At 59.9% G+C, this 24,516-nt stretch carries 20 protein-coding genes; 6 read left to right on the top strand and 14 right to left on the bottom strand.

The genetic code is table 11. From position 1 onward, the window contains the following. Window positions 1-13: 13 nt before the first annotated feature. The 3 genes from ABGM91_RS05490 to ABGM91_RS05480 form a co-directional block, all read right to left on the bottom strand. Window positions 14-256: an acyl carrier protein gene (locus ABGM91_RS05490; protein ID WP_012420022.1), complete on the bottom strand. Its 243-nt coding sequence runs from the start codon at window positions 254-256 to the stop codon at window positions 14-16. A gap of 133 nt (window positions 257-389) precedes the next feature. Continuing rightward, window positions 390-1,118, bottom strand: a complete 729-nt coding sequence (locus tag ABGM91_RS05485; protein WP_215429230.1) for a type III pantothenate kinase — start codon at window positions 1,116-1,118, stop codon at window positions 390-392. A gap of 5 nt (window positions 1,119-1,123) precedes the next feature. After that, complete coding sequence (locus ABGM91_RS05480; RefSeq protein WP_354834425.1) at window positions 1,124-2,251, bottom strand: glycosyltransferase; 1,128 nt, start codon at window positions 2,249-2,251, stop codon at window positions 1,124-1,126. Window positions 2,252-2,450: 199 nt separating this feature from the next. Here ABGM91_RS05480 and fmt point away from each other — a divergent pair, with 199 nt between their 5' ends. Together fmt and ABGM91_RS05470 are read left to right on the top strand one after the other, a co-directional pair. Continuing rightward, window positions 2,451-3,395 carry a methionyl-tRNA formyltransferase gene (gene fmt, locus ABGM91_RS05475; RefSeq protein ID WP_290565486.1) on the top strand — a complete coding sequence of 315 codons (945 nt, stop codon included), beginning with the start codon at window positions 2,451-2,453 and terminating at the stop codon, window positions 3,393-3,395. 18 nt (window positions 3,396-3,413) lie between these two features. Next, window positions 3,414-5,402 (top strand): UvrD-helicase domain-containing protein, encoded by a 1,989-nt coding sequence (locus tag ABGM91_RS05470; RefSeq protein ID WP_251841488.1) that lies wholly within the window; start codon window positions 3,414-3,416, stop codon window positions 5,400-5,402. A 62-nt stretch (window positions 5,403-5,464) separates the two neighbouring features. On the opposite strand, the gene ABGM91_RS05465 is transcribed toward ABGM91_RS05470, so the two are convergent. From ABGM91_RS05465 to ABGM91_RS05450, 4 genes are all read right to left on the bottom strand, one after another. After that, window positions 5,465-6,250: a PEP-CTERM sorting domain-containing protein gene (locus ABGM91_RS05465; protein WP_354834421.1), complete on the bottom strand. Its 786-nt coding sequence runs from the start codon at window positions 6,248-6,250 to the stop codon at window positions 5,465-5,467. Window positions 6,251-6,631: 381 nt separating this feature from the next. Then, the gene (locus tag ABGM91_RS05460) at window positions 6,632-8,911 is read right to left on the bottom strand and encodes a sodium/solute symporter (RefSeq protein WP_354834418.1); all 2,280 of its coding nucleotides are present in this window, start codon (window positions 8,909-8,911) and stop codon (window positions 6,632-6,634) included. 12 nt (window positions 8,912-8,923) lie between these two features. Then, on the bottom strand, window positions 8,924-10,102 hold the full coding sequence (gene galK, locus ABGM91_RS05455) for a galactokinase (protein WP_354834415.1): 1,179 nt from the start codon (window positions 10,100-10,102) through the stop codon (window positions 8,924-8,926). Between the two features lie 219 nt (window positions 10,103-10,321). Then, a complete protein-coding gene (locus tag ABGM91_RS05450; RefSeq protein ID WP_354834412.1) occupies window positions 10,322-11,698 on the bottom strand; it encodes a sugar transferase in 1,377 nt (458 codons plus the stop codon). Window positions 11,699-12,056: 358 nt separating this feature from the next. Between ABGM91_RS05450 and ABGM91_RS05445 the strand changes: the two genes are divergently transcribed. Continuing rightward, a complete protein-coding gene (locus ABGM91_RS05445) occupies window positions 12,057-12,719 on the top strand; it encodes a hypothetical protein (RefSeq protein WP_354834409.1) in 663 nt (220 codons plus the stop codon). A 487-nt stretch (window positions 12,720-13,206) separates the two neighbouring features. On the opposite strand, the gene ABGM91_RS05440 is transcribed toward ABGM91_RS05445, so the two are convergent. The 4 genes from ABGM91_RS05440 to ABGM91_RS05425 all read right to left on the bottom strand — a co-directional run bounded on the left by ABGM91_RS05440 (window position 13,207) and on the right by ABGM91_RS05425 (window position 18,245). Next, window positions 13,207-13,941, bottom strand: coding sequence for a L,D-transpeptidase family protein (locus ABGM91_RS05440; RefSeq protein WP_354834406.1), 735 nt, complete (start codon window positions 13,939-13,941; stop codon window positions 13,207-13,209). A gap of 82 nt (window positions 13,942-14,023) precedes the next feature. Further along, window positions 14,024-15,919, bottom strand: a complete 1,896-nt coding sequence (locus ABGM91_RS05435; RefSeq protein ID WP_354834403.1) for a hypothetical protein — start codon at window positions 15,917-15,919, stop codon at window positions 14,024-14,026. Window positions 15,920-15,936: 17 nt separating this feature from the next. Next, complete coding sequence (locus ABGM91_RS05430; protein ID WP_354834400.1) at window positions 15,937-16,368, bottom strand: hypothetical protein; 432 nt, start codon at window positions 16,366-16,368, stop codon at window positions 15,937-15,939. Between the two features lie 53 nt (window positions 16,369-16,421). Beyond that, window positions 16,422-18,245 (bottom strand): ATP-binding cassette domain-containing protein, encoded by a 1,824-nt coding sequence (locus ABGM91_RS05425; protein WP_354834397.1) that lies wholly within the window; start codon window positions 18,243-18,245, stop codon window positions 16,422-16,424. A gap of 131 nt (window positions 18,246-18,376) precedes the next feature. On the opposite strand from ABGM91_RS05425, the gene ABGM91_RS05420 reads away from it, so the two are divergent. Further along, entirely contained in the window at window positions 18,377-20,053 is a 1,677-nt protein-coding gene (locus ABGM91_RS05420; protein WP_354834394.1) for a hypothetical protein, read from the top strand. 53 nt (window positions 20,054-20,106) lie between these two features. After that, window positions 20,107-20,559, top strand: coding sequence for a GNAT family N-acetyltransferase (locus tag ABGM91_RS05415; protein ID WP_354834391.1), 453 nt, complete (start codon window positions 20,107-20,109; stop codon window positions 20,557-20,559). Between the two features lie 22 nt (window positions 20,560-20,581). Here ABGM91_RS05415 and ABGM91_RS05410 read toward each other — a convergent pair whose 3' ends face one another. From ABGM91_RS05410 to ABGM91_RS05400, 3 genes are all read right to left on the bottom strand, one after another. Beyond that, the gene (locus ABGM91_RS05410) at window positions 20,582-20,818 is read right to left on the bottom strand and encodes a hypothetical protein (protein ID WP_354834388.1); all 237 of its coding nucleotides are present in this window, start codon (window positions 20,816-20,818) and stop codon (window positions 20,582-20,584) included. A gap of 192 nt (window positions 20,819-21,010) precedes the next feature. Further along, a complete protein-coding gene (locus tag ABGM91_RS05405; RefSeq protein WP_290565473.1) occupies window positions 21,011-22,768 on the bottom strand; it encodes a 4Fe-4S dicluster domain-containing protein in 1,758 nt (585 codons plus the stop codon). 70 nt (window positions 22,769-22,838) lie between these two features. After that, the gene (locus ABGM91_RS05400; protein WP_290565472.1) at window positions 22,839-23,753 is read right to left on the bottom strand and encodes a DUF362 domain-containing protein; all 915 of its coding nucleotides are present in this window, start codon (window positions 23,751-23,753) and stop codon (window positions 22,839-22,841) included. A 162-nt stretch (window positions 23,754-23,915) separates the two neighbouring features. Between ABGM91_RS05400 and ABGM91_RS05395 the strand changes: the two genes are divergently transcribed. Continuing rightward, a complete protein-coding gene (locus tag ABGM91_RS05395) occupies window positions 23,916-24,491 on the top strand; it encodes a class I SAM-dependent methyltransferase (RefSeq protein WP_354834384.1) in 576 nt (191 codons plus the stop codon). Window positions 24,492-24,516 lie beyond the last annotated feature (25 nt).

Genomic DNA, 24,516 nt, shown 5'->3' with positions numbered 1-24,516 from the left:
TTAGCAGTTCAACTTAACCCTGAACCTTTTCGATGTAGGCAACCACGTCGGCAACGGACTGGAGCTTTTCAGCTTCTTCGTCGGGCACTTCAATGTCAAAGTTTTCTTCGAAAGCCATCACGAGTTCAACGGTATCCAGCGAATCAGCACCGAGATCCTCGATGAATTTCGCATCAGCAGTCACTTTATCGGATTCAACGCCAAGTTGGTCAACGATGATACTTCTTACTTTTTCTTCGATGCTGTTGTCAGACATGATATTTATTGTTAAGGTTCATGAATACTACATGGGGTATACGCAATTTGCAACACCTATTTGTGAGTTTTTACGTGTCATCCGGCCGTTTTTCCGGAAGTAATGAACTCCTGTCCAGTCCATTGCCCGTTCTTCAAAGATTCAGGGAGGCGGCCATGCGCAGCCCGTTCAGCGTAATATCCGGGTCCACGCGGTCAATGCGCTCCACGCCCCTGGCGATCAGCGCGGCATCCCCTCCCGTAGCCACCACGGCGGGCCGGACGCCCAGCTCCCCTTCCAGCCGGGCCAGGATTTCCTTCACCAGCCCCCGGTAGCCGTACACGGCGCCGGACTGCATGGCCTCCACCGTGCTGGTTCCGATGACGCGGGAAGGCTCCTGGGGGTCAATGGCGGGAAGGAGCGCGGTATTGCGCGCCAGATAATCCCCCATGCTGGCAAGCCCCGGAGCGATCACGCCGCCCTTGTACGTGCATTCGGGGCCGATCACGTCAAAGGTCACCGCGGTGCCGAAGTCCACCACAACGCACGGGTACCCGTAATACGCCACCGCGCCTACGGCATTCGCCAGCCTGTCAGCGCCTATCTGGCGCGGGTGCGGATAGTCAATGCCCACGTTCAGCCTGGAATCACAGGAGAGGAAGTGGCACGGCCTGACCATCCAGTTTTTCAGCGCTTCCGCCACGCGCGGCACCACGGAGCACACCACGGCGGCATCATAACGCACGCCGGAAAGCACTTCATCCAGCCGTTCCTCGCTCACCTCCCGGGTGGGAATCATGTACCGTTCCGGCAGCAGGGCGTCCGGCGTGGAAAGCACGAACTTGGTGCGCGTGTTGGAATTGTCAATCAGCAGATAGGTCACGGGAATCAGTTAGTACGTTCCTGCGCCAGTTTCAAGACCAAATCCGCTATCCGCCCGCTTCCTCCGGTCATATTGGCCTTCAATAAATTTTCATGCATGCGCCGCCATGGCGCGCCGCCGTCCGCCATCATCCCCGCCAGGGCAGAGGCCAAGGCGCGTGCATCCGGAACATGGCGTCCGCCGCCCAGCTTTTCCAGCAGGCGCGCGTTGCCCTCTTCCTGGCCCGGAAGAAGGAAGTTGACCAGCATGGGCCGCGCGGCCGCCAGCACCTCATGCACCGTGGCTCCCCCGGCCTTCCCCACCACCACATGGCTGGCTGAAAGGTAGGAGGGCACGCGGCGCGTCCAGCCGCGCACCGTCAGCCTGCGCCCGTACCTGGCGCGCAACTCCCGTATATGGGGGTAAATGCGCCTGAACCGGCGCCCCAGAATGCAGGTCACGCTGATGGCGGGGTCCGCCTCCAGCATGGCTTCCAGCTCCGCGCGGGCATGCCGCGCGGAACGCTGGGCAAAGTAAAGCACGCGGAACGGCTCCCCCTCCCTCCAGGAAACGGGATGCTCCCGCGCCAGCGCGCCCAGGCCGGGATTGACGGGAAATCCCGTCACGCGCAGCCTGTCCGGCGGAAGGCCCTTTTCCATCATGATTTCCCGCGTCCAGGGATCCGTTACGGCCCACAGCGGGGATTCCGAACACAGCCAGGACTTGTTGATCACGCAGGAGTCCGTCACGACGGTCAGGTACGGCACGGCCTTCCCGGTACGGGCCGCCAGCGAATCCAGCATGTAAGGATACACCATGTACGTGGAGACAACGGCGTCCGGCTTCCATTCCCGCAGCAGGCGTTCCAGCAGATGTTCCACCGGGCCCAGCCCCTTGACGGGCTTCTCCGCCAGGTTGCGCCTGTCGCTCACCTCATACATCAGCTTCCAGAGGCGCGGAGTGCGGGAAATGATCCAGAGGTACGCGGCGCGCGTCACGCGGAACATGCCGGGCATGGCCTCCGCGCACAGGTCCGTCACGCGGACTTCCGCGCGTCCCGCCAGCGCATCCCGCACGCCTCGGGCCGCGGAATGGTGCCCTTCCCCGTACCCTGCAGTCAGAATCAGAATGCGCGGCAGCCTTCCTTTCTCCATGAAGCAAGGATATACCATATCCGGCCCAATCGGAAAGAACTTCTTGCAGGGAAACGGCCATGCGGGACATTCCCCGCCCTTTTCCCGGCCGCCGCGGGACGGAAAGGAACCGTAAAAACGGCCTTCCAGCGCCATTATTCCCCTGCCGGATCCGGATTTAACATTGACCTGCGCAGGCCGTCAGGGCAAGCTTTCAGCCATGCGCATCGTCTTCATGGGCACAGGCGACATTGCCATTCCCGCCTTCCGCAGCCTGATCCGTAACACGGACCTGGTAGGCCTGGTTACGCAGCCTGACCGCCCCGTAGGCAGGCACCAGGTGCTTACGGCTCCCGCCATCAAGAACCTTGCCAGGGAAGCGGGCATCCCCGTGCTCCAGCCGCATTCCCTGCGGGCGGCGGACGCGCTGGTCAACCTCAGGAGACTGAATCCGGACCTGATTGCCGTCATGGCCTACGGGCAGATTCTGAGCCAGGAGGTGATTGACCTGGCTCCCATGGGCTGCATTAACGCGCACGCCTCCCTGCTGCCGCGCCACCGCGGGGCCGCCTGCATCCAGTCCGCCATCAAGTCCGGAGATTCCCACACGGGTATCACGATCATGCACATTGTCAAAAAGCTGGACGCCGGAGACATCATCGCCCAGATCAGTACCCCGCTGGAAGGAACGGAAACCGGAGGAACCCTGCACGACAAGCTGGCGCAGATGACGCCGGACGTTCTGCTCCCGGCCATCCACTCCATTGAAAAAGGGACCGCCACCCGCGTTCCCCAGCAGGAGTTCCTGGCAACGTACGCTCCCAAGCTCCTGCGGGCGGACGGCAGGATTGACTGGACGCGCCCCGCGGAGGAAATAGGCCGCATGATCCGGGCATATGACCCCTGGCCCGGCACCTTCACCAATTACTGGAACCGCAAGAACCGCATCCGCAACATGAAAATTTTCCCCGGCTTCACCATCGTTCCGGAGGCGCAGGGGAAACCGGGCCAGGTGCTTTCCGCCGGAGAACCGGGGCTGCTGATCGCCTGCGGAAGCGGCGGCCTGCTGGTGACGGACGTCCAGCTGGAAGGCAGCACGCGCATGAGCATTTCCCAGCTGATTGCCGGGCACCCGAATTTGAAAGACATCCACTTCGACGTGTAAATGGGAAAGTCCTTTTCCATGGATAGCCTGAACACGGCCCAGAGGAAGGCCGTGCAGACCCTTCAGGGGCCTGTGCTCATTCTGGCCGGGGCCGGAACGGGCAAGACGCGCACCGTCACCTGCCGCATCGCTCACATGGTGGACCGCGGCATCAGCCCCAAAAGCATCCTGGCCGTCACGTTCACGAACAAGGCCGCCCTGGAAATGCGGGAGCGCGTGGGCCAGATGGTGGAGCGGAAGGCGGCGCGCCAGATCATGGTGAGCACTTTCCATTCCCTCTGCGTGCGCATCCTGCGGGAGGACATCGGGCGCCTGGGGTACAAGACCAATTTCACCATTTACAGCGGTTCCGAGCAGAGCGGCCTGATCCGGCGCCTGATCGTCCGCCACGGGGGCATTACGGAAAAGATCGGCCCCAAGGACGTCCTTTCCGCCATGAGCCGGATGAAGAACAGCGGCCTGGGCCTGGACTCCATTGAAGACAACCTGACGGCGAACATCGCCGCCTCCTACCAGCGGGAGCTCCAGGCACAGAACTCCGTGGATTTTGACGACCTGCTGATCCTGGCGGACAAGCTGCTGAAGGAACATCCGGACGTAAGGGAAGCCTGGCAGCAGCGCTTCCGCTATATTACGGTAGATGAGTTCCAGGATACCAACAGCCTCCAGATGAGCCTGCTGGGCCATCTGGTGGGCCCGGCGCACAATGTCTGCGTGGTGGGGGACGACGACCAGTCCATTTACGGCTGGCGCGGCGCCCAGATCAGCAATATCCTGGAGTTCGAACGCTTTTTCCCAAATCCCACTGTCATCAAGCTGGAGGAGAATTACCGCTGCACCGCCCCCATCCTGGACGCGGCCAACGCGCTGATCCGCCACAACCTGGGCCGCAGGGACAAGACGCTGCGCGCCCACAAGGGAGGCGGTGAAGCCGTGCGCCTGATTTCCATGCCCGGAGACGCGGAGGAGGCGGAGTTCATCATCACGGACATTGAAAACGTCCGCAGGCAGGAGGAGCGCCCCTGGGAGGACTTCGCCATCCTGTTCCGGGCCAACACCCAGAGCCGCATCATTGAACAGACGCTCCGGGAGCACAAAATCCCCTACCGCATGGTGGGCGCGCAGAGCTTCTTTGACCGCAAGGAGGTGAAGGACCTCATTTCCTACCTGGCGACGATTGAGAACCCGCAGGCGGACGAATACCTGCTGCGCATCCTGAATACGCCTCCGCGCGGCATCAGCGAGCTGACCAGCCACCTGGCCATTGACTGGAGCCGGGAACATGGCAACAGCGTCTGGGCCGCCCTGCAGGACGAGGAATTCCTGGCGACCCTTTCCACCCGCGCCCGCAACAGCGTGCAGGAGTTCAATGAGCTGATCGCCAGGTACATCGACATCTTCCAGGACAAGGAGACGGACTTCGGAGACGCCATGGAGCAGCTCATTGAGGAAACCGGGTTCAGCGATTATGTAACGCGCCTGTGCAAGACAGAAGCTGAAATCCAGAAGCGCCTCGTCTCCATCGGGGACGTGAAGGCCTCCCTCCGCAACTTCTGGCAGCCCGGAAAAACCCTCCGGGACTACCTGGCCCAGGTCACCCTGGACAAGGAAGATAATGACGACGACGTGGAGAACAAGCCCGGCGTGTGCCTGATCACCATGCACGCCGCCAAGGGGTTGGAATTCCCTGTCGTTTACCTGGTGGGGCTGGAAGAAGGCATCCTCCCCCACAAGCGTTCCCTAGAAGACGGCAACTGTGACGAGGAACGCCGCCTGCTTTACGTGGGCATCACCCGCGCGCAGGAAAAGCTCATGCTGACCTATTGTTCCACGCGCCTGCGCTACGGGGACCGCATGCCCTGCCAGCGCTCCTCCTTCCTGAGCGAGATTCCGCCCCACCTGATGGAGTATGCCAAATGGGACGACCTGATGAACGCGGAAGCCACGGAGGAGGAGTCCGGAAACTTCTTTGACTCCCTCCGCAGCATGCTGCTGGAAGACGACTAAAAGGCAGCCGGGTGTTTCACCGGCTGCCTTTAAACCATGAGTTATTTTCTGCTGAAACAGGTTCAGCGGGAGCGGCGGCGGCGCATCAGCAGGGCGGCCAGTCCCAGCAGGCTCAGGGAGGCCGTGGCCGGTTCCGGAACCGTCAGGGCGGGCATTCCGTCCCTCACCGCCACAGCGGACACGCCGTAGTTGCCGCCCAGACTGAGCAGGCTGTCGGCGAATTGCATGGACACGTCGGAATTGGGATTGAAACCGGCGGAGGTTTCAAACTGCCACGTCAGCATGAACGTTCCCCCGGAAAGCAGGGTAGCGAGGCTGCCGCCGCCAATGTGGAGCAGGTCAACCACCTGTCCGTTGGTGCCGGCCAGGTAGATATTCTTGACGGTGAGTCCGTTTCCGGTCAGAGTCACGGGACTGTTCGTCCCCCAGGTGGCTACGTTGGCCAGACCGCTTACGGTAAATACGGAAGACATCGTGTAGGAATTATTGGCCTGGAATCCGGTAACGTTGATCTGACCGGGAGTGACCAGGCCGCCTACGCCGAGGACGAGGTTTTCATTCCAGCCGCGGGCGGTCTTGGAGGAATCCAGGTCATAGCCATAGGCCTGCTTCCACATGTTCAGGCCCCCGCTTCCGATCGTGGTGGTCACGCCCGTGAAGGACAGGGGGGCGTTGGTCGCCTGGGATACGCCGAGCAAACCGCCAGCCGTGTAGGTTACCTTGATCAGGGAATTCGTATTGTCTGTTGCCGTCAGGGAGGAAGTGCCGCGGCTGGTACCGGATACGGCGCCGCTGGCCAGGTTCCACGGAGCGGAGTAAGTGTTGGAACTTTCTCCGAACGAAATCATTGTCGTCTTCCCCCATCCCGGTGCGGAGCACAGAAGAGCAAGGAGCGACAGTACACATAAACGCATTTTCATATCATCAGCAGAGATAGAGTGTTTCCTTTAATTATTTCCTTGTCGGCGTTTTTTATTCAAGTGACGTCAACAAGGGATTTGACTCGAACGCACACTCCGGGTTCACGCAATAGATGAAAAAAAATCCCATTTTTCCAATTTCCGGAACAATGTATTAAGAAACAACGAGAAGCAATGTGTCATCCGTTTTGACATCCATTTTCATTTCAAACGGTTCCAAGAAAAAACAGCCCTTCTTCCAGACACAAAAAATCCTCCCGGCCCCAAGGCCGGGAGGATGAAAAACACAGGCTTAAAGCCTTCCCTGCATTACCAGAAGATGATGTACAGGATTACCGTAGCGGCTACCACAAACCAGCCAAAGATCTTGGCGCGGGAGGAAGATTGCAGGGCCACCACGCCCCGGTCCGGGAGCACGATGGACTGTCCGCCGCGGGCGACGTTCACCAGCGTGAAGATAAGGCCGATGACCATGACGATGATGAAGCAGACGGCCATGCGGTTCAGGAAGGCCATTTCCGGCTGCCATATCTTCAGGGCTCCGTACAGGAGGGCATTAATGACAATGCCCAGCCAGCCGAAGATGCGCGGGCACTTGGGCACAAAGAAGCCGAAGAGGAACACGCACAGGGCGCCCGGGCTGAGGAAGCCCTGGAATTCCTGAATGAAGTTGAAGATGCCGCCAAAGGCCGGACTGTCCAGGAACGGAGCAATGCACAGCGCAATTACGGCGCACGCCAGCAGGCCGATCTTGCCGACGGTCACCAGTTCCGGCGGTTTTGCGTTCCTGCGCAGCTTGTTGTAAATGTCCATCGTGAAGATGGTGGAAGCGGAGTTCAACATGGACGCCAGGGAGGACACCACCGCGCCGAAGAGGGCGGCAAGCACGAACCACGTCCACCCCGTGCCGGGCAGCAGTTTCCTGATCAGCGTGCCGAAGGCGGAGTCATAGTCAAAGCCCACCAGGGTATCCGTCAGGTAGTAGCCGTCCGAATTGTCTACGGCGGGCTTGATGATCTTGTCGTTAAGCTTGGCGATTTTTTCCACGAAGGGAGCGCGTTCCGCCAGCGTGGTCTGGTCATCGGCGGCGTCCGCCTTCAGATCGGCGCAGGCCTGTTTCAGATCAGCCATAACCTCGCCGCCAACCTTCATTACCTCCGCATTATGCAGGGCGTGGGCGCAGCCTTGTTCCACGTTTTCCACCAGGAAGCTGTCCGTAAGCTTGTAGATGACGGGACGGCCCTGGACCTTGGCGGGGTCTTCCGCCTTGTGGATTTCCGCCGCATACTTCACTTCGGCCTGTTCCTTCAGGTCATTGCGGTACAGGTTGTAGGCCAGGATGCCCGGCACCACCACCACAAACGGAATGATGAGCTTGAGGAACGCGGCGAACACGATGCCCATCTGGCCTTCCGCCAGGGACTTGGAGGCCAGCGTGCGCTGCATGATGTACTGGTTCAGGCCCCAGTAGAAGAAGTTGGGAATCCACAGGCCCAGGCAGAGGGCCGTCCACGGGATTTCCGCGTCGTCCGCCGGGCGGATCATGTGGAGCTTGCCGCCCACGGTATTGACGCCGCTGGCCGCATCCCCGGAGTTAAGTTCAAAGAAGCGCGTCACCCCGTGCCACAAGCTGTCCGAGGGATTCCCCAGGGAGGCGACCGTGGCGCCGGAATTAGCCGCGGCGGACTGCACCAGATGGTTCGGGTCCGCGCCGCTCAGCGCTATCAAGGCGAAGTACGCCACCACGCCGCCGCCCACAATCAGCGCGGCGCCCCAGAAGAGGTCCGTCCACGCGCAGGCTTTCAAGCCGCCCACGAATACGTACACGGTAGCACAGAAGGCGATGATGATACAGCCTACGGTGATGTTGCCGAAGTCAATTCCCATGGCGGTGTATCCCGTAAAGAATACGGAAATGACCTTGGCGCCTGCGTAAATAACGCCGGCGGTCGGCACGCCCACCAGAATCAGCAGCGTGGCGATGGCCATCAGGGAGCGGGCCAGCGTGTTGTAACGGTATTCCAGGAATTCGGGAATGGTGTACACGCCGCCTTTCAGCAGCTTGGGAAGGAAGCAGAAGGCCACGACCACCAGCGTGATGGCGGCCAGCCATTCATACCCGGCAATCGCCATGCCCACCCAGTTGGCGGACTTGCCGGACATCCCCACAAATTGTTCCGTGGAGATATTGGCGGCAATCAGGGAGAAACCCACCAGCCACCAGGTCAGGCCGCGCCCGGCCAGGAAGTAGTCTGAAGCTCCCTTGGTCTTTTTTTCTTCCGCCGTTTCTTCCGGGTCACGGCTTTTCCAGATACCCAGGGCGATGACGCCCACCACGACCACGCAGAACAGGACGACTTCCACCGCGGAAAGGGGAGCCGTTTTAGGTTCCGCGGAGGCTTCCGGGGCTTCCTGGGAGGCGGCGGCGGGGACCGCCGGCTCAAGGTCCGCGACCGGCAGCGCTTCCACAGCCGGGGCGGCCGCGGCAGGCTGCGCATCAATCACCGTTGCGGGCGCGGAGCCCTCCTGGGCGGAAACGCCCCACGTCATCAGGGCCAGGGCCCCGAATATGGTTGCTAGTTTTCTCATAATCAGTATGGATTAAGCTTGGTAGAGAACACGGGCGCCTTCCCCGGCGCGCGTGACGAGGTAAGTGGTTTCAATCCCCGTTTCCTGGCAGTAGCCGTCAAGAAGCTCGCGGGCCACCTTTTCCACGTCTTCCGTCTTCACCAGGGCGACGATGCAGCCGCCAAAGCCGCCGCCCGTCATGCGGGCTCCGTAAATGGAGGAGGCGGAGGGAATACGGTCACAGAGGGACACCAGGGTGTCCACTTCCGCACAGGAAACTTCATAATCATCACGCAGGGAGGCGTGGCTGCCGCGCATGGCTACCCCAGCTTCATCCCAGTCACCGCGGGCAAGGGCGTTTGCAAAGGCCTGCACACGGGCATTTTCTCCAATGACGTGGCGGGCGCGGCGGTAGCGCACGTCGCCAAGCTGTTCCTTGAAGGATTCCAGCAGTTCCAGCGTGGCTTCACGCAGGGAGGTCACGCCCATGATGGCGGAGGCTTCCTCGCACTGCTTGCGGCGCTGCCCGTAGGCGCCGTCCGCCAGGGAGTGCTTCACGGCGCTGTCCAGCACCAGCACGGAGACGGATTCATTATTCATCGGCACCAGTTCATATTCCAGGGAGGAGCAGTCCAGCTTGAGGGCCATGCCCTTCTTTCCGTTGGCGGAAATGAACTGGTCCATGATGCCGCACGGAACGTTTACAAATTCATGCTCCACGGCCTGGCCGATCAGGGCCACTTCCTTAGGATCAATCTCCACCCCGGCAAAGGCCGCAAGCGCCGTGCAGACGGCCACTTCAAGGGCCGCGCTGGAGGAGAGGCCGCCGCCGCGCGGAACATTGCTGTCAATCAGCATGTCCACCGGGCCTATTTCTATGCCGCGCCTGTGCAGGTTGGCCAGGACGCCGCGGACGTAGTTGGACCAGAACGGATCGCCGGGAACCAGGGCGTCTTCCACTGCAATTTCATGGATCTGGTCGCCCAGGGAGCCGCAGAAGCGGTGCTTGCCCGCGGGAGAGGGAGCCACAGCCACCACGCAATGGTTGTCAAGGGCCATAGGCATTACAAAACCATTATTATAATCCGTGTGTTCGCCAATGAGATTCACACGCCCCGGTGCCGCTGCCACATGAGTTGGCGCCTGACCGAAATACTCGATGAAATACGGAGTCACCGTTTCTTTTGAGATTTCTCGCTGAACTAAATCCATAGTGCGCAGATTTTGCCTTATCCATTTCCCCACCTCAAGGTTAAAGTCTCCGTCCGGCTACAAATTCCTTTATTTTCCGCCAATAACCCAAACAGGCGCCGGCAACCGCCCGCATTCCCTGTAAAAACGGCCTCCCGGCGACCGGGCCATGCGGCTGAAGCCCTCCGGAAACGCTGACGCCCGCCCTGTATATTTCAGGAGCGCAAGGAAGAGGAAGCGTCACTTGGCCCCGCGTGCGAACAACACCGCCGGGACGGTCTTCAACAGCAGCTTGACATCCAGCCACAGGGACCAGTTGTCAATATAATGCATGTCCAGCTCCACCAGCCGTTCAAATTCACGGATGTTGCTGCGGCCCGCGATCTGCCAGTACCCCGTAACGCCGGGGAGCACGCTCAGCCTGCGGCGGTGCGCGTCACTGGTAAAGGCCGCCGTTTCATATACGGGCAAAGGGCGCGGGCCCACCAGGCTCATTTCACCCTTCAGCACATTGATGAGCTGCGGAAGCTCGTCAATGCTGAATTTCCTCAGGAAGCGCCCGAAGGCAAAAATGCGCGGGTCATGCTCCAGCTTGAAGATGGGGCCGTCCATGTCATTGCCGTACCTGGCCTTCACCTCATCCAGCCTCTTGTCCGCATCCCGGTACATGGTGCGGAATTTCCACATGCCGAACTCCCTGCCATACAGGCCGGAACGCTTCTGGCGGTAAAAGACGGGGCCAGGGTCGGAAAGCCGGATGCCTATGGCGGCCAGCAGCCACAGCGGAGACGTGAAGACCAGGAGCAGGAGCGCGCCCACCCAGTCCAGCATCTTTTTCAACTGCCAGGAGGTAGTGTAGGGAATGGGGGTGGACTTGTACACCAGCATCCTGGTGCCGCCCAGCACCCCGAAATAGGTTTGGTGCACGTCGGGCATGTCCACCACCATGCTTGCATAAAAATCAACCCCCATCTTTCCGCACAGCTCCACCAGGCACCGTGCCACGGAGGAATCCACCTCTTCCGGAAGAAACACCACCTTGCTGATGCACCGGCGTATCAGCAAGCTCCTGACCCCCTCGCGGTCCACCTCCTCAGGAGCCATCACCATCAGTTCATCCTTGAAATCCACATGGTCGCTTTCCAGCAGCTTCCGGAATTCCTTCACGTGCTCCGGAACGCCTACCACGAGCGTAGGGGCCTCCTCCACCAAAACCTTCTCCGCCCGGAACCGGTTGATGCGCAGCCAGAGGCCGCACAGGAAGGTCAGCACATAAGCCAGCGTCTGCACGGCAATGTCCACGAAAAAGGGTACAAGAAACTTCCAGGTAATCATGCTGACCACGACAAAACAGGCATACGCCACTACAAACCGCTGGATGCTCATTCCCAGCGTCATGCACCGGTAGTAAACGCCGAGCTGGTCACAGCAGACGTACAGCAGCAGGGACATCGTCAGCGGCGTCAGCACCAGCACGCGCAGACGCCACGGCTCCGGATCCACCCCCATCCATTGCCACGAAACAAAACCGACAATAAAGAAAATGACGAATGCAAGGATGGAAAAAACAATCTTATTGATCCCGTAGGTAGTACGGTCTGCATTTTGAATCAGCATCGAGAGAGTGCAAGTTAGTTGAAGTTAAAGTGCCCCCCATTGGTCTTTTTGTCAAGTTGCTAGCTCACCTTCCCCCGTTTGCGGGCGCCGGAAAGCCCAAAATGACGGGAAACCGGCTTGCAAGAAGCCGGCTCCCTGTGCATTGGTATACGCGTCAATCGACCGGACTGGTACCGCACCTAGCCGGATCGCCCCCCTATCAGACCATGCATGGACCGTTGATCGGGGTATGGGGCATCCTTACTCCTGGCTTTTCTCATGGTAGCGGAACGTCCCGGCGATGCTCCGGCCGGAACCTACTGCATACAGCGACAACTCCGGCATGACACCAACATAATCACCAACTTAGAATATAAGTATGTCACAACACAACACACAGGGAAGGCAGGGCCAGGGAGCCCGCCGCCGCTACAACAAGAGCGGACGCTCCTATGGCAATGACCGCCGGGATTCCAGCGGCTACCGTCCCAAGTATAAGAAAGAAGCACCTGCCAAGCTCTCCCTGTGGCAGCGTTTCCTGGGGCTCTTCGGCATTCGTCCGGCCAAGAATAACAAGCCTGCGCCCAGGGACAAGGCAGCTCCCGCCAAGACCAACACCCGCGTGGCCCGCAACAACAGGCAGGAACGCGTTTCCGCACCCAAGCAGCCCGTTTCCAACCGCAGGCTTTACGTGGGCAACCTCTCCTATGAAGCTACGGAAAGCGATCTTGAAGACGTATTCAAGGGCATCGGCGAAGTCAGTTCCGTGGAAATCATTTACAATCCCCGCACCCACAAGTCCAAGGGCTACGCCTTTGTGGAAATGAAGAAGATGGAAGATGCCGTCCGTTCCGTGGACATTCTCCACAACCAGCCCTTCATGGGCCGGAACCTGCTGGTCAGCGGCGCCAACGAACGCCAGGAACAGCCCAGGGAAGCCCGTTCCCCCCGGGAGGAGCAGACCCCCATGGAAGAAGTGAAGGAAACCTCCACCCCCCTGGTCCAGCCGGAAGCGCCCGCTTCCCAGACTCAGGAACAGTAACCGTTTTATCATGCGGAAGCCGGCCTTTTTGCAAAGGCCGGCTTCTTGCGTTTAAGGAGGAAAAGGCCCGCCCCGTTTCCGCTCCTTGCCTCTCTCCCGCCGTAACCAGCCATCAACAGACGAAAGGGCGGAACCTTAAATAATCGGAAGGGTCAGGCGAAAAAGGAAAGGGTGAAGTGTCCCAAATGGGACAAATGGCCTTTCAATTTTTCAAGATTGACCCTTCCGGTCATTTATTTCCGCAACTGTCCCCGCGACTCTTCCATCCCGGCGCGGAAAGCCTGCGTTTTCAAGGCATTTCAAGCTTCTTCAAGCAAATTCAACCCTTTTCAACTATTTATGGCCGGTCACACCGCATTTCCACGCACGGGAACGGGGCACGGCCGCAGGCGCGGCACAGGCCGGGGCGGGACATGGAAGAATCTCCATGGCTCTTTCCCTCCATGGAAATGCGGACACAGGGAAGGCACGGAAAAGACCGGGGCCATTACGGCAATCCCCAGGCTCCGCGCAAGCGCAGATAGTCCCTGGCGGGCAGCAGGATGTAAAGCGGGTGTTTGGCGGGATCCAGCCACGCGATCATGGCCCTCAGGTTCTCCTCGCTCATGGCGGTGCACCCGGCCGTAGGGGCCCCGCCGTCCCGGCGCCAGATGTGGAAGAAGATGGAAGAGCCGCCGCCAGGCACGGGCTTCTCCCGTCCGGCTGCGGCATTATGCCTGATAAACAGTTTCAGGCTGTGCGCGTAATCGTTCAGCTTCATCTGCTGCTTGAACTCCCACGGAGTGGAGGGGTCATGCTTCAGCACGAAGTGCTGGTTGTACAGCGGGGAAGCGGGATCATCCACCCACATGTCACGCGGCGTAATGCGGCGGTACGGCATGGAGCGCTTCTTCTGCGGTACGGGAACCGTGCCATACACCCCTCCCAGTTCAAAAATCCCGGCTGGGGAACGCAAGTCCCCCTCCTTCTTCACCGGACCGCCGGAGGGCGGAAGGCTGACGCCCCTGCCCCAGACCAGGCCGGATTTTCCCAGCCGCGCCGGAAAAGGCCCCTTCACCATCACCCAGCCGCGCGGCCCCTTTTCCAAAAGGCTCAACTGCACATGGGAACTGTTCCAGCCCTCCGCGGACCCCACAATCACCTGGCTGCAATCCGCGGGAAGCGCCGCGGCCGTAATGCAGAACGCCGCCAGCATGCACAAACACAGGTACACTGCCTTCATGGGCGGTAGCATAGCGGCGGCGGCCCGGAAGAAAAGCAAATACTCCGTCTCCGCAGACACGCCGCGGGCCGGAGGCCCCTCCCTAGTTCAACGGAAGAACCTCATTCAGCAGGGATTCAATCCCCTCCTTGGCAAAGCGGGAATAAAGGTACAGCTTCTTGGCCTCCATGTACTTGCCCAGGGCAGAACCCACTTCCCCCGCGTTCCGGCACTTTTCCGCATCATTCAGCAGATTCACCAGGGTGCTCGCCTTGGTGGTCAGGTCCAGGTACTGGGCGTTCAGCTCCTGGTCATTAATGAACAGCTCCTGGTCCCTGGAACGCAATTGCTGCAATTCCTCCCAGGCGCCGTACACGTCCTGCATGGCCTCACGCTGCCGCGCCGCGCCCAGGGCGCGTTCAATAACGGCCATCTTGCCCAGGTCCTCCACAAACTGCTTCTGGAGCTCCGGGTCATCCTTCACCAGCACGGCGAATTCATGCTGGTTGTCAAAAATGCGGCGGTAATTCTTGTTCTTGTGGAAGCGCTTGAAATCCTCCAGCGCGTGGGACTGCTGCCCGGCGGCCATCATGGCGTTCCGCAGCGGAAGCAGGCGCGGATTCTTGGGCCAGATTTCAATGGCGCTTTTCAGGCATTCCTCCAGCTTGGGGCGGTCTCCCCTGGCGAGGGCTTCCTGGCCCTGCGCGATGTAGGCGTCACTGGCGAACACGGCGGCGCTGATGGCGGATTCGGCACGGCCCGTGCTGAAATCACGTGCGGTCTTTTTAAGGGCTTCCACCAGGGTGAGGGCTTCCTCGTAATCCTTGCCGTTCATCAGCTCAAACAGCTTCTCCACATCCCGCTTGAAGGCATACAGCTTCTGCTTCTTCTCATACGGGAACGTATTCACGGCGGGCATGAATTCCCCGATCAGGAGCGCCTCATTCAGCCGTTCCAGCGCGTCCACGTAATGGTGGGAATCCACCAGGTTGTTCACGGCCTTCATGTGACGGTCCGAATCACGCGCCAGCTCCCGGGAAAGGTTGTCCAGAACGGCTACGGTGGGAGGAGCCCCCAGCGTTCCGCTGAACATCTTGGCAGCGTCCGAATTTTTGTCCAGCCTCAGCTTGGTATCCCCGTCATTGAACAGGCGGCTGTAAATGCCGCAGCCTATGGAAACATGGTCAAAACGCCGCTGGGCGAACAGCTGCACCAGCGTGGACTGGAACACGATCTTCGCTTCCGTCACCGTCAGCACCTGCTCGCTTTCCAGTTTCAGCTTGCGGGCCTCCATCTCCACCATGCGCTTTTCCAGATACTTGTAGCGGGGGTTGTTCTTGGCCGGATTATTGGCAGAGGCGCCTTTCTTGCCCCCCTTCTGGTTGGAGGGGGAACCGGAACTGGTGCTCACGCCGCTTTCCATCAGGCTCATCTTCTGGGCATTGCTGCGTATTTCCCTCTCCATCGCCTCAAGCATCTTCCCCTTGTTCTTCCCGTTGGTCTTGGCCTGCCACGCAGTGTAAATAGCCTGGCAGAGGGCATCGGACACGCCTCCGTCCAGCGGATTGCTGGAAGCGGCGGTCAACAGGTCCACCACCTGCCGCACCACATTGTCCGCCAACAGTTTTTCCTTCCGCATGGAAAGCGTCTCATGGAGTTTTTGAAAAATCTTCTGATACTCCTTGGCGTCCTCCGTGCTCTCCTCCGGCTGGCTCAGGTACTTGTTGAAGCGCGCCTCAATCTCCCGGAAACTGCCCATGTTCAGCGTAGAACCGTTGATGGTCACGGTGCCGTCCTGAGGATTCAGGAAGGGCAGTTCATTGCCGTACAGGGACTTGGCATCCCCCTGCCGGGAAGGCTGGTAGGCATTCGGCTGCGCGGCGGCCGGGGAGGAAGGGGGAGCAGCGGGAGCGCCCCCTCCGGAAGCGGGCGGGTTATACATCATCTGCCCCAGCGCGGGAACAGCGCAGGCCAGAGTCAGGAAAAGGCAGCATTTCATGGGTCGGGGAAGGTTGTTCATTTAGGCTGAATGGATGTGGCTACGCATACACCGCGCACCTTCGGAGTGATGTCTTCCACGCGAAATTCTATTCTGTACTGCTGGTCGCGGTTGATGTTCAGGCCGTTCCTGGCCTCCGCGGAAACAGAAATGGGAATAATGTATTCACGCCCGGAGGCGTCCTTGTACAAAAAGGAAATCAGCTCGGACTCGCCGCGCGGAAAACGGTCGATTACCGTTCCGTCCAGCGCGTAATTGTTATTGGAAAGCTGGGAAGCGTTCGCCGCCAGGATATCCAGCGGAATGTCGGACCCCGCCTGCGGCTTCTCCTTGGCGCGGAACACGACAACTCCCACGATGACGGCCAGCACAAGCACTACCGCGCCGACCACCAGCATCAGCGCGGATGATGAGGAACTCTTTTTTTTTGCTGCACGTCGTCTCGCCATAACTTTTGATGGAAAAAGTATATAACGAACTCCGTGCAAGTGCACGCATTAAATTACAGCTCCCAGCGCGAGCGGCGAATGCCCGCGTAGGAAGCGGCAATGCCGCATGCAACGTGTGCGCCCAGAACAACATAACAAAGCAGGGCCGGGGTCAGGTCCGTATCCAGCACATTTTTGACGGCGTTGTACACATCGGCCTTCAGGGCGGAGATGCTGCCGGACCAGGCCCAGTACGCGGAAATGAAGGGCCGTATGAAACCCTCCACCTGTTCCGGAAGGGCCAGCACCGCCCCGGAAAGGGGAAGCTGGAAGCCCACCAGGTAAATGCTCAGCAGGGAGGCCTGGTCCGCGCTCCGGGCCAGGGAGGAAATGCCCAGGCACACAAAGGTCATGGCGGCGTCCGCCAGAATCAGGAACAGCAGGTGCGTCAGGCCGCCGCCCCGGTCCCAGAAGAAATCCACAAAGGCGAACATCCAGACGGACTGCACCAGCACCAGAACGCTCAGGTAGGCCAGCTTGCTCCCCAGATAGGCGGAAGGCCGCATGCCCGCGTATTTCTCCTTCTCCATGATGGCCCGTTCCCCGGCCACCTCCCGCGCGGCATTGTTGGAACCCATCAGGCCCAGCAGAATCACTTCAAACATGATGATGCCGGAAACGGCGGAACCCGTCTTCATATTCAACTGCTGGGCCTCCATATCCTTCTGGAGGGTCTGCACGTCCTGCGTGGCGGAAAGCCCCACGATCTGCCCGGTGCCCTTGTCCGTGAACATGGCTACCAGCACCGGAAACAGCAGAATCATCACCAATTGCAGAATCAATTGGGAGCGGTCACGGAAAAAGATGCGCCAGCGGCGCCCCAGCAGGCAAAAGAACTGCGTAAAAAATCCCGGCACTTCCGGAATGGAATCCTCCGGAGCATCCCCCTGCCCTTCCGCAGCGCGGGTTTCCGCGGGATCGTCCTGCACGGCTTCCGCCCCTTCTTCCTCCGTTTCCCCTTCCCCTGCCTTCCCGGCTCTCACGGCGCTGCGCACGGCATCCGGATCCGGGAGCTCCCCGGAAAGAATCTTCTGTTCCCGCTCCTTCTCCATCCGGGAATAATAGGAATCCCGGTGCTTGCCCCAGGACCGGCACCAGGAGGGGCCTTCACGGTCCTGAAGCTTGGGATAAATCTCCTCCAGCGAGGAAACGCCGAAGTAGTGCAGCATGGTCTTCGGAGAACCGTGATAAGCCACGCAGCCCTGGTGCATCACCAGGATGGAATCATACCGGTCCAGATGGGAAAGGCTGTGCGTGACGGAAATGACGATGCGGCCTTCCGAACGGGAGATTTCATGCAGAAGGTCCACAATATCGTGCTCGGACCTGGGGTCCAGGCCGGACGTCACCTCGTCGCAAATCAGCAGGCGCGGATTGGACACCAGCTCCATGGCGAGCGCCAGGCGCCGCTTCTGGCCGCCGGAAAGAATCTTCACGTCACGGTCCGCGATCCCTTCCATCCCGGTTACTTCCAGGGCATTGTCAATGCTGTCGTCCAAATCGTCCACGGAATTGAACCGGCAGCGGAGCCTGGCGGCGCTCTCCACATTTTCATCCACGCTCAACTGGTCATAGGCAATGCTGAACTGGGGAACGAACCCGATTTCCGACGGTTCAAAGTCTTCTTCCGCCAGATCATGGCCATTCCAGAAAAAACGGCCGTCCGTTTCCGCAATCATGCCCGCAATCGCCTTTAACAAGGTGGTCTTTCCGCACCCAGAAGGTCCCACAATAGCCATAAAATGCCCCCTGGGCACATTAAAGCTGACATTGTCCAATAATTTCAAAGGACCATCCGGTGTTTCTATCTCATACGTAATGCCGTCCGCCTGCAACATGGTTCTTTTATCCTAACGTATCAATTCCTGCATCATCAAGGAAAATCGGGTATCCGGCTTTTATCTTGCCGTAAACGAAGAATATGTTATTCAAAAACTTTCCCTTCACGGCATTTCTCCAATTAAATTAAATGATTTTTACCCGCCCCCTCGCTTTAGCCGCCTTTCTGGGTCCCCTGGCATGCGCCGCCCCGCCTCCGGCCGCTGAGCAGCCCCGTTTTACCGTCGCCCTGGATGACTGGAGCATTTCCTATATGAACGGACCCGGAAAAGTCAGCCTGGGCATCTCCATCATGCTGCAAGGGAAAGGAACCTTTGTCATTCCTTCTTCCGGGGAAGGGCAGCTCACGCGACTGGCCATGCGTGATTCCACCGGAAAAGAAACGCCCTGCGACCCCCGCCAGCCATGGGGAATGCCCGGCAAGCTCAATCCTTCCCATGTTCTTGGCTCCAAATCCTCATCCTCTCCCGGATCACCTTACACCATCCTGCATTTTTCCTGCGGTTTCAAGGAGCTGCCGGCCCCTCAATCGGAATGGCTGCGCATCCGCGGAACCTGGACCGTCCAGTTCTGCCCGGACCCGCAACGGCTGATGCTGAAACAAACGGTCCAACCAGCGGAAGAGCCCCAGACATTCTATCTGGACCTTCCGGAGCCAGGCGTCCGGGAAGACAGCGATATCATCCAGGCTGACTCCGCCAGCAACACGGCTTCCATTCAGCTGAAAACCAACGAAGAGCGGACCACCCTATCCTGCGAGGCGGAATTCCCTTCTTCCGCTTCCATTCAAGGCTTTGTCATTCTGGATTCCACCGGACGCCCCATACCAGGCCTGCGGCGCGACTTTACGCCGGAAATTGAAGAACAGGAAGACGGTAAAACCAGAATTGCCTGCCTGTACGAAATGGAAGAAGAAACGGATGGGGAAGGAGCGGGAAAGCCAGTTCCCTGCCTCCCCCGTGAATTGAAGATCGGCGCCGTTTACCTTCCCCGCAAACATTCGCTGGATGTTCCCATTGACCTGACCGTGAACCCCTCTCTTTCTATGCCCAGCCCTCCCCGGGAACCGGTGAACAATCCTGAATCCGGCCTTTCTGCCCAGCCGTCATCAGCCCTTCAGGTAAAATTGTACAATTGGTTTTGCTACGGAGACGAGCATAAACCCGTCTTCCTTGGCATTCACCTTCAGACGGATAAAAACCACGCCCTGCTGAATGATATGGAACAGCAGGGAACCAGTTATATCAACCTTTCCACCCCCGGCACAAAAACAGCCGTTCACTGCCGGGCAGAGCCCCCCGCATGGGGCGGCTCCAGCTATAACATGCTCTTTTTTCCTCTTCCCCGTTCCCTCCCTCCCGGCAGCGGGGGATGGCTGCTGGCCGGGGAGCTCCGCGTACCGGTCGGAGAGGTTCACACAACTCCGGCCCGGACGATTCCGGCAGAACCGGGCAAAAAATGGGCGTTCGACGTTCCGGCAGCATCCGAAGGGTATCCGCCCTTCCGGTTCCAGGCCACGCTTCTCAGCATTAAGCCGTCAGCAAAGGAATGCCGGGTCACCTTCAAGTTGCAGGGCCATCATGGAAAACCGCATTTCAGCGGCTTTCATGTGGAAGGGGGCATGCAGATCATGTCCAATAAAGACCCGGAGGATGAAACCGCACACCTCGTCACCTATTCCTTTCCGCAGCCTCCTGGTACTTTAAGCTGCTGCGCAAAATATATCGTCAACCCAGCCGTTATCCGCCATCCCCTGAACATGCGCATCGGCCTGGGGGGCATCGTCCCGGCTCCCACGGAAAAATGACATCCCGCTTTTTTTCATGGTTTCCGCCCTTTTCCGGAGCCATGATGGGGGCCATGATCCGGCAAGCATCCCGGGAAGATCTTCCGGCAATCCTGAATCTTCAATTCCTCGCCTTCGGAGAAGTGGCGGAGCGGCTGGGGCTCGGCACTATTCCGCCTCTGCAACAGACCCTGGAAGATTTGCAGGAGGAGGCACGGCACGGCGTGGTCTTCAAATATACGGAAAACGGGCGTATCACCGCGTCCGTCAGGGGCCGCCTGGATGCTGAAGGAGTCTGCCGCGTAGGCAAGCTGATTGTGGACCCGGCCCGCCGGAACAGGGGACTCGGGCGGCAGCTCATGCAGCATCTGGAAGAACACTTCCGTGGAAAAGCGATCCGCTACTTCCTCTTCACCTCAGCGAAGACCCCGGAAACCCTGCATCTGTACCGCAAGCTGGGTTATGTGGAGCTGTACAGAGAGACGGCGCCAGGCATGACGACGGTATTTCTGGAAAAGAAAGCCTGAATCCGCCGGAATCCGGAAGATTTCATTTCATCAGCTTCCACACCACCAGCCTGGTGACGGCGCCTGCCAGCAGAAGAGCCGCCGCAATCAGGAAAGGCGGCCACCCCAGCAAGCCCGCCGCCAGCAGAAACGCTACGGCGCACGCCAGTAAAAAAGCATTGATGAACCGCAACAGGGTCCATTCTTCCGCGTAAAGGGGAGACAGGGAAAAGGCGTCCGCCAGCCAGTCCGTCATCCATTCCAGAATTTCACTTTTCATCCATTCCCACATAGCCGTCAATTTTTTTGCCAGTTGATGATAAATGATCTACTTGTAAACGCAAGGGGAAGGACAGCCGGAGTTTTCCACCATGGAAGGTTTTTAAAGGGCCGGGAAACCGGGGTTTCCCGGCCTTCATCACAACCATTATTCGGAGCGCGGCGGGAAAGGACTTGCCCTCACGGGCCGCACTCAGAACGGGAAGTCCGCATCCCCTACCGGGTCCACGGCTTTTTCCTCAAATTTCTTCACGGCTTTCTGCTGGGGGTTCACGGCGCGGACGATAAGGGCGCGGGTAGGCATTTCCCGGTGTTTCCTGAACTCGCATCTTTCCTCGCACAGGTTGCAGGAATTCAGGCGCGCGCGTTCCTCCGGCCGTTCCGTGGTGACGGGGCACGCGTGTTCGCACGCGCCGCAGCCGATGCACAGGGAAGGGTCCAGCCGGGGCAGGCGGTGTTCCTGCCCGTCCCGCCCGATGTAGGGTACCGTGTAAAGGGCCTTGGTGGGGCAGTGCTCCGTACAGGCGCCGCAGTCCATGTCCTCCCGCGCAACCAGGCAGCGGCAGACGTAGAACTGGGCCACGGCGATGCGCGTGGTATCCTTCGTAAGTTCCGCAGTATCCCTCTCCGCCGTAATGGGGAGCTGGCGGATGGCGCCCGTGGGGCAGACTTCCGCACAGCGGTGGCAGTCGTAAAGGCAGTATTTGGTGGAAAAATCCATCCGGGGCTTCATGAACCCTTTCAGCCCGAGCTGCAAATAGGCAGGCTGGAGCACATGGGTGGGGCAGTTGGCTATGCACATCTGGCACCCGGTGCACCTGTCCAGGAAGCGTTCCAGAGACCCGGCGCCGGGGGGCAGGACACACTGGGTGGGGTCCAGCCTCTGGGCGGCGTCACCACGGCATCCGGAAAGGGCCGCGGTAGCCAGCCCGGCCGCGGTGGCCCCCAGGAACTGGCGGCGGGAACTCCCGGCGATGGGGGGAGCGGCGGCCGCGGAAGGGGGAACGGGCGCCGGGGCGGCTTTTTTCTTTTTGGCGGGAATCAGCCTGCGGGTTTTGGTAAACCAGCGGTAGCGTATCCCCCCCTCGGAGCAGGAACGCACGCAGTCGTAGCACGCCACGCAGCGGGAGGCGTCTATCCTGTATTCCTTCAGGTTCAGGCACTGGGCCTTGCAGGATTTGACGCATTTGCCGCATTTCTTGCAGGAACCGGGATCAAAGCCCAGCCGGAAGAGGGAGACGCGGGAGAGTAGCCCCAGCAGCGTACCCACGGGGCACACCGTATTACAGTACAGGCGCCCTTTCCAGGCGCTCATGACGACCACCAGGCCGAGCATGCCCGCGGAAGCCAGCAGGGCCGGAAAGGCCACGGAGAAATAGTCCATGCGGACCAGGTCGGCAGAGGCGCTGTCCCCCGCCAGCAGGTTGTTGCTCCAGATGGCGGCAGGCCATGCCAGCACATACATGATGCGCCCGAAGATGCTGTACGGGTCCAGCCAGTTCAGGGACAGGCCGGCAAGCCCGGTCACGCAGCAGGCGGCCAGCGCTCCCAGCACCACATACCGCACCCATGGCACGGGAGTGGAAAACTTCAGGAAACGCTTCGGCGCCATCCAGCGGCGGATTCTGAAAACGATGTCCTGGAGAATACCCAGCGGACAGAGGAAGGAGCAATAGACGCGCCCGAAGAGCAGCGTGAGCAGCAGCAGAACCGCCAGAATCCCGATGGAAACGGAAACACCGTCCAGAGCCCCCAGCACGGACGGGATAAACTGCCACTGCGCCAGGGAGAACGAGTTTTCCATGCCTTCCCCTCCGCCCGTCATGTTCGGAACGTTCCACGCGGGAATGTGGTGCAGGAAGGCATACGCAATCCCGACGAAGAAGATGACGGCCACCGTCACGCGGAGCCACTTCAGCGGACTGACGAAAAAGGCTTTGATGACTGACATATCAGTAATAAAACCGCCGGAGGCGGAAAGTTGGCCCCTTCCGCGTCATCCGCGGGAGGAGGCCGCCGCCTCAGGCCATGCTGATGCGGCGGATGTTGAGCTTGGAAAGGTCGGCGGTGCCCAGCCCCATTTCCTCTCCCAACTGCACGTGGCGGATTTTCCCGGCCTTGTTCAGCAGGGCCGCGCCTGCGGCGTCAATGGCCACGATGTCACGGGAGGCCAGAAGGGTCTTGCGCTCCACCAGGTCATTGGTGTCCTTCCCCACGGGGCCGTTGCGCACCATGGGCATGTAGGCGTCCAGCACGCACAGGTCAGGCTTGCGGAAGTACACGGCGTCCGCGATGCACTGGTGCAGGTCGTTCTTATGCATGGCGCCACGGTCCCAGACGGTGCCCATCACGTTCTTCATGCAAGCGGTCATTTCGGAACCGCTGTGGTGCTTGAGCGGGGGGCAGGTGATGTAGACATCCGCTTCCAGCACGGCCTTGTGCACCTTGGCGGAAGTGAATTTTTTGGCCTTCGGGTTTTCCGTCTGCACATACTGCCCTTCGTTGCCTCCGTCCACCATCACGCCGCCGGCTTTTTCCACGGCCTCTTTCACGCCGCTGCCTTCATAGGCTCCGTTGTGGCAGCAGTGGTCGAATACCCTGACTTCCTTCGCCCCTGCCTGCTTGCACAGTTCCACCAGCGTGGCGACGGTTTCAGGATGGGTGTTGGAACCGAATTCCGGCCCCTTGTTCCAGCCGATGTTCGGCTTGATCACGACGGTCTGGCCCGGCTTGACGAAGGCCTGCATGCCCCCCAGCGTATCCACGGCCTTCCGGACCATGTCCGCACGGGTGCCGTTGCGGACGGCCACCAGGTCCGGAATGCCGGAAGAAGCCGGGGCCCCGGCCTCCTGGGCGAACAGGGAGTCCATGTCCGAGATGACTGCAAGCGCCCCTACGGCGGCAGTCCCCTTTAAAAAAGTACGTCTGTCAGTCATTTTCTTTGCGAAGTCAATGGTTTGCCCAAGCCTGCGGAAGCGTGCGGAAGGTTTTATGCCTTTTCCTAACATACGTCCTGCGGAAAAACAACCTGTCATCCCTTCTGCACGGAAATTTATAAACGAATTGTCATACGGCTGCGGCTCCTATACAACGCGGTCATGAAATGTTCCCTGCTCAGCCGCCCCATGACCTGCGCGCATGGCTGGATCAGCAGCGTCGTGCATCCCGGCGATACCGTGGCGGATGCCACGGCAGGCAATGGATACGACACGGTCTTTCTGGCCCGCCTGGCCGGGCCCGCCGGACACGTGCACGCTTTTGACGTGCAGGAGGAAGCCATCCGGTCCACCAGGGAGCGGCTGGAGGAAGCGGGGCTCCTCACGCCCTCTGTCCATCTCCATCTTGCCAGCCATGACCGCCTGGCGGAGCTGGTCAGCGGCCCCGTGAAGGCCATTGTCTTCAACCTGGGCTACCTGCCGGGCGGGGATAAAAAGACGGTCACCCGGACGGACTCCACCCTGGCCGCTCTGGAACAGGCCGCCGCCCTGATTGCGCCCAACGGCCTTCTCAGCGTCATGTGCTATCCGGGCCATGAGGGAGGGGACGCGGAGGCGGAAGCCGTGGAGGCCTTCCTTTCCCGCCTGCCGCACCACACCTGGCGCACCGGAAAATACCAGCTGCTGAACACCGACTCCCCGGCGCCCTTCCAGGTCTGCGCCTTCAGGCTGGACTGACCCTCCGCGCCACACTGGACAACAA

Origin of the sequence: Akkermansia muciniphila, from assembly GCF_040616545.1 — a bacterium.
Taxonomy (GTDB): Bacteria; Verrucomicrobiota; Verrucomicrobiia; order Verrucomicrobiales; family Akkermansiaceae; genus Akkermansia; species Akkermansia muciniphila_E.
This window is presented reverse-complemented; position numbering and strand designations above follow the sequence as displayed.

Bases quoted from the DNA above. Each gene is read 5' to 3' on its own strand.
- ABGM91_RS05490 (WP_012420022.1), bottom strand. From the start codon at position 256: ATGTCTGACAACAGCATCGAAGAAAAAGTAAGAAGTATCATCGTTGAC.
- ABGM91_RS05480 (WP_354834425.1), bottom strand. From the start codon at position 2,251: ATGGAGAAAGGAAGGCTGCCGCGCATTCTGATTCTGACTGCAGGGTAC.
- fmt (WP_290565486.1), top strand. From the start codon at position 2,451: ATGCGCATCGTCTTCATGGGCACAGGCGACATTGCCATTCCCGCCTTC.
- ABGM91_RS05470 (WP_251841488.1), top strand. From the start codon at position 3,414: ATGGATAGCCTGAACACGGCCCAGAGGAAGGCCGTGCAGACCCTTCAG.
- ABGM91_RS05465 (WP_354834421.1), bottom strand. From the start codon at position 6,250: ATGATTTCGTTCGGAGAAAGTTCCAACACTTACTCCGCTCCGTGGAAC.
- ABGM91_RS05460 (WP_354834418.1), bottom strand. From the start codon at position 8,911: ATGAGAAAACTAGCAACCATATTCGGGGCCCTGGCCCTGATGACGTGG.
- galK (WP_354834415.1), bottom strand. From the start codon at position 10,102: ATGGATTTAGTTCAGCGAGAAATCTCAAAAGAAACGGTGACTCCGTAT.
- ABGM91_RS05450 (WP_354834412.1), bottom strand. From the start codon at position 11,698: ATGCTGATTCAAAATGCAGACCGTACTACCTACGGGATCAATAAGATT.
- ABGM91_RS05445 (WP_354834409.1), top strand. From the start codon at position 12,057: ATGTCACAACACAACACACAGGGAAGGCAGGGCCAGGGAGCCCGCCGC.
- ABGM91_RS05440 (WP_354834406.1), bottom strand. From the start codon at position 13,941: ATGAAGGCAGTGTACCTGTGTTTGTGCATGCTGGCGGCGTTCTGCATT.
- ABGM91_RS05435 (WP_354834403.1), bottom strand. From the start codon at position 15,919: ATGAAATGCTGCCTTTTCCTGACTCTGGCCTGCGCTGTTCCCGCGCTG.
- ABGM91_RS05430 (WP_354834400.1), bottom strand. From the start codon at position 16,368: ATGGCGAGACGACGTGCAGCAAAAAAAAAGAGTTCCTCATCATCCGCG.
- ABGM91_RS05425 (WP_354834397.1), bottom strand. From the start codon at position 18,245: ATGTTGCAGGCGGACGGCATTACGTATGAGATAGAAACACCGGATGGT.
- ABGM91_RS05420 (WP_354834394.1), top strand. From the start codon at position 18,377: ATGATTTTTACCCGCCCCCTCGCTTTAGCCGCCTTTCTGGGTCCCCTG.
- ABGM91_RS05415 (WP_354834391.1), top strand. From the start codon at position 20,107: ATGATCCGGCAAGCATCCCGGGAAGATCTTCCGGCAATCCTGAATCTT.
- ABGM91_RS05410 (WP_354834388.1), bottom strand. From the start codon at position 20,818: ATGAAAAGTGAAATTCTGGAATGGATGACGGACTGGCTGGCGGACGCC.
- ABGM91_RS05405 (WP_290565473.1), bottom strand. From the start codon at position 22,768: ATGTCAGTCATCAAAGCCTTTTTCGTCAGTCCGCTGAAGTGGCTCCGC.
- ABGM91_RS05400 (WP_290565472.1), bottom strand. From the start codon at position 23,753: ATGACTGACAGACGTACTTTTTTAAAGGGGACTGCCGCCGTAGGGGCG.
- ABGM91_RS05395 (WP_354834384.1), top strand. From the start codon at position 23,916: ATGAAATGTTCCCTGCTCAGCCGCCCCATGACCTGCGCGCATGGCTGG.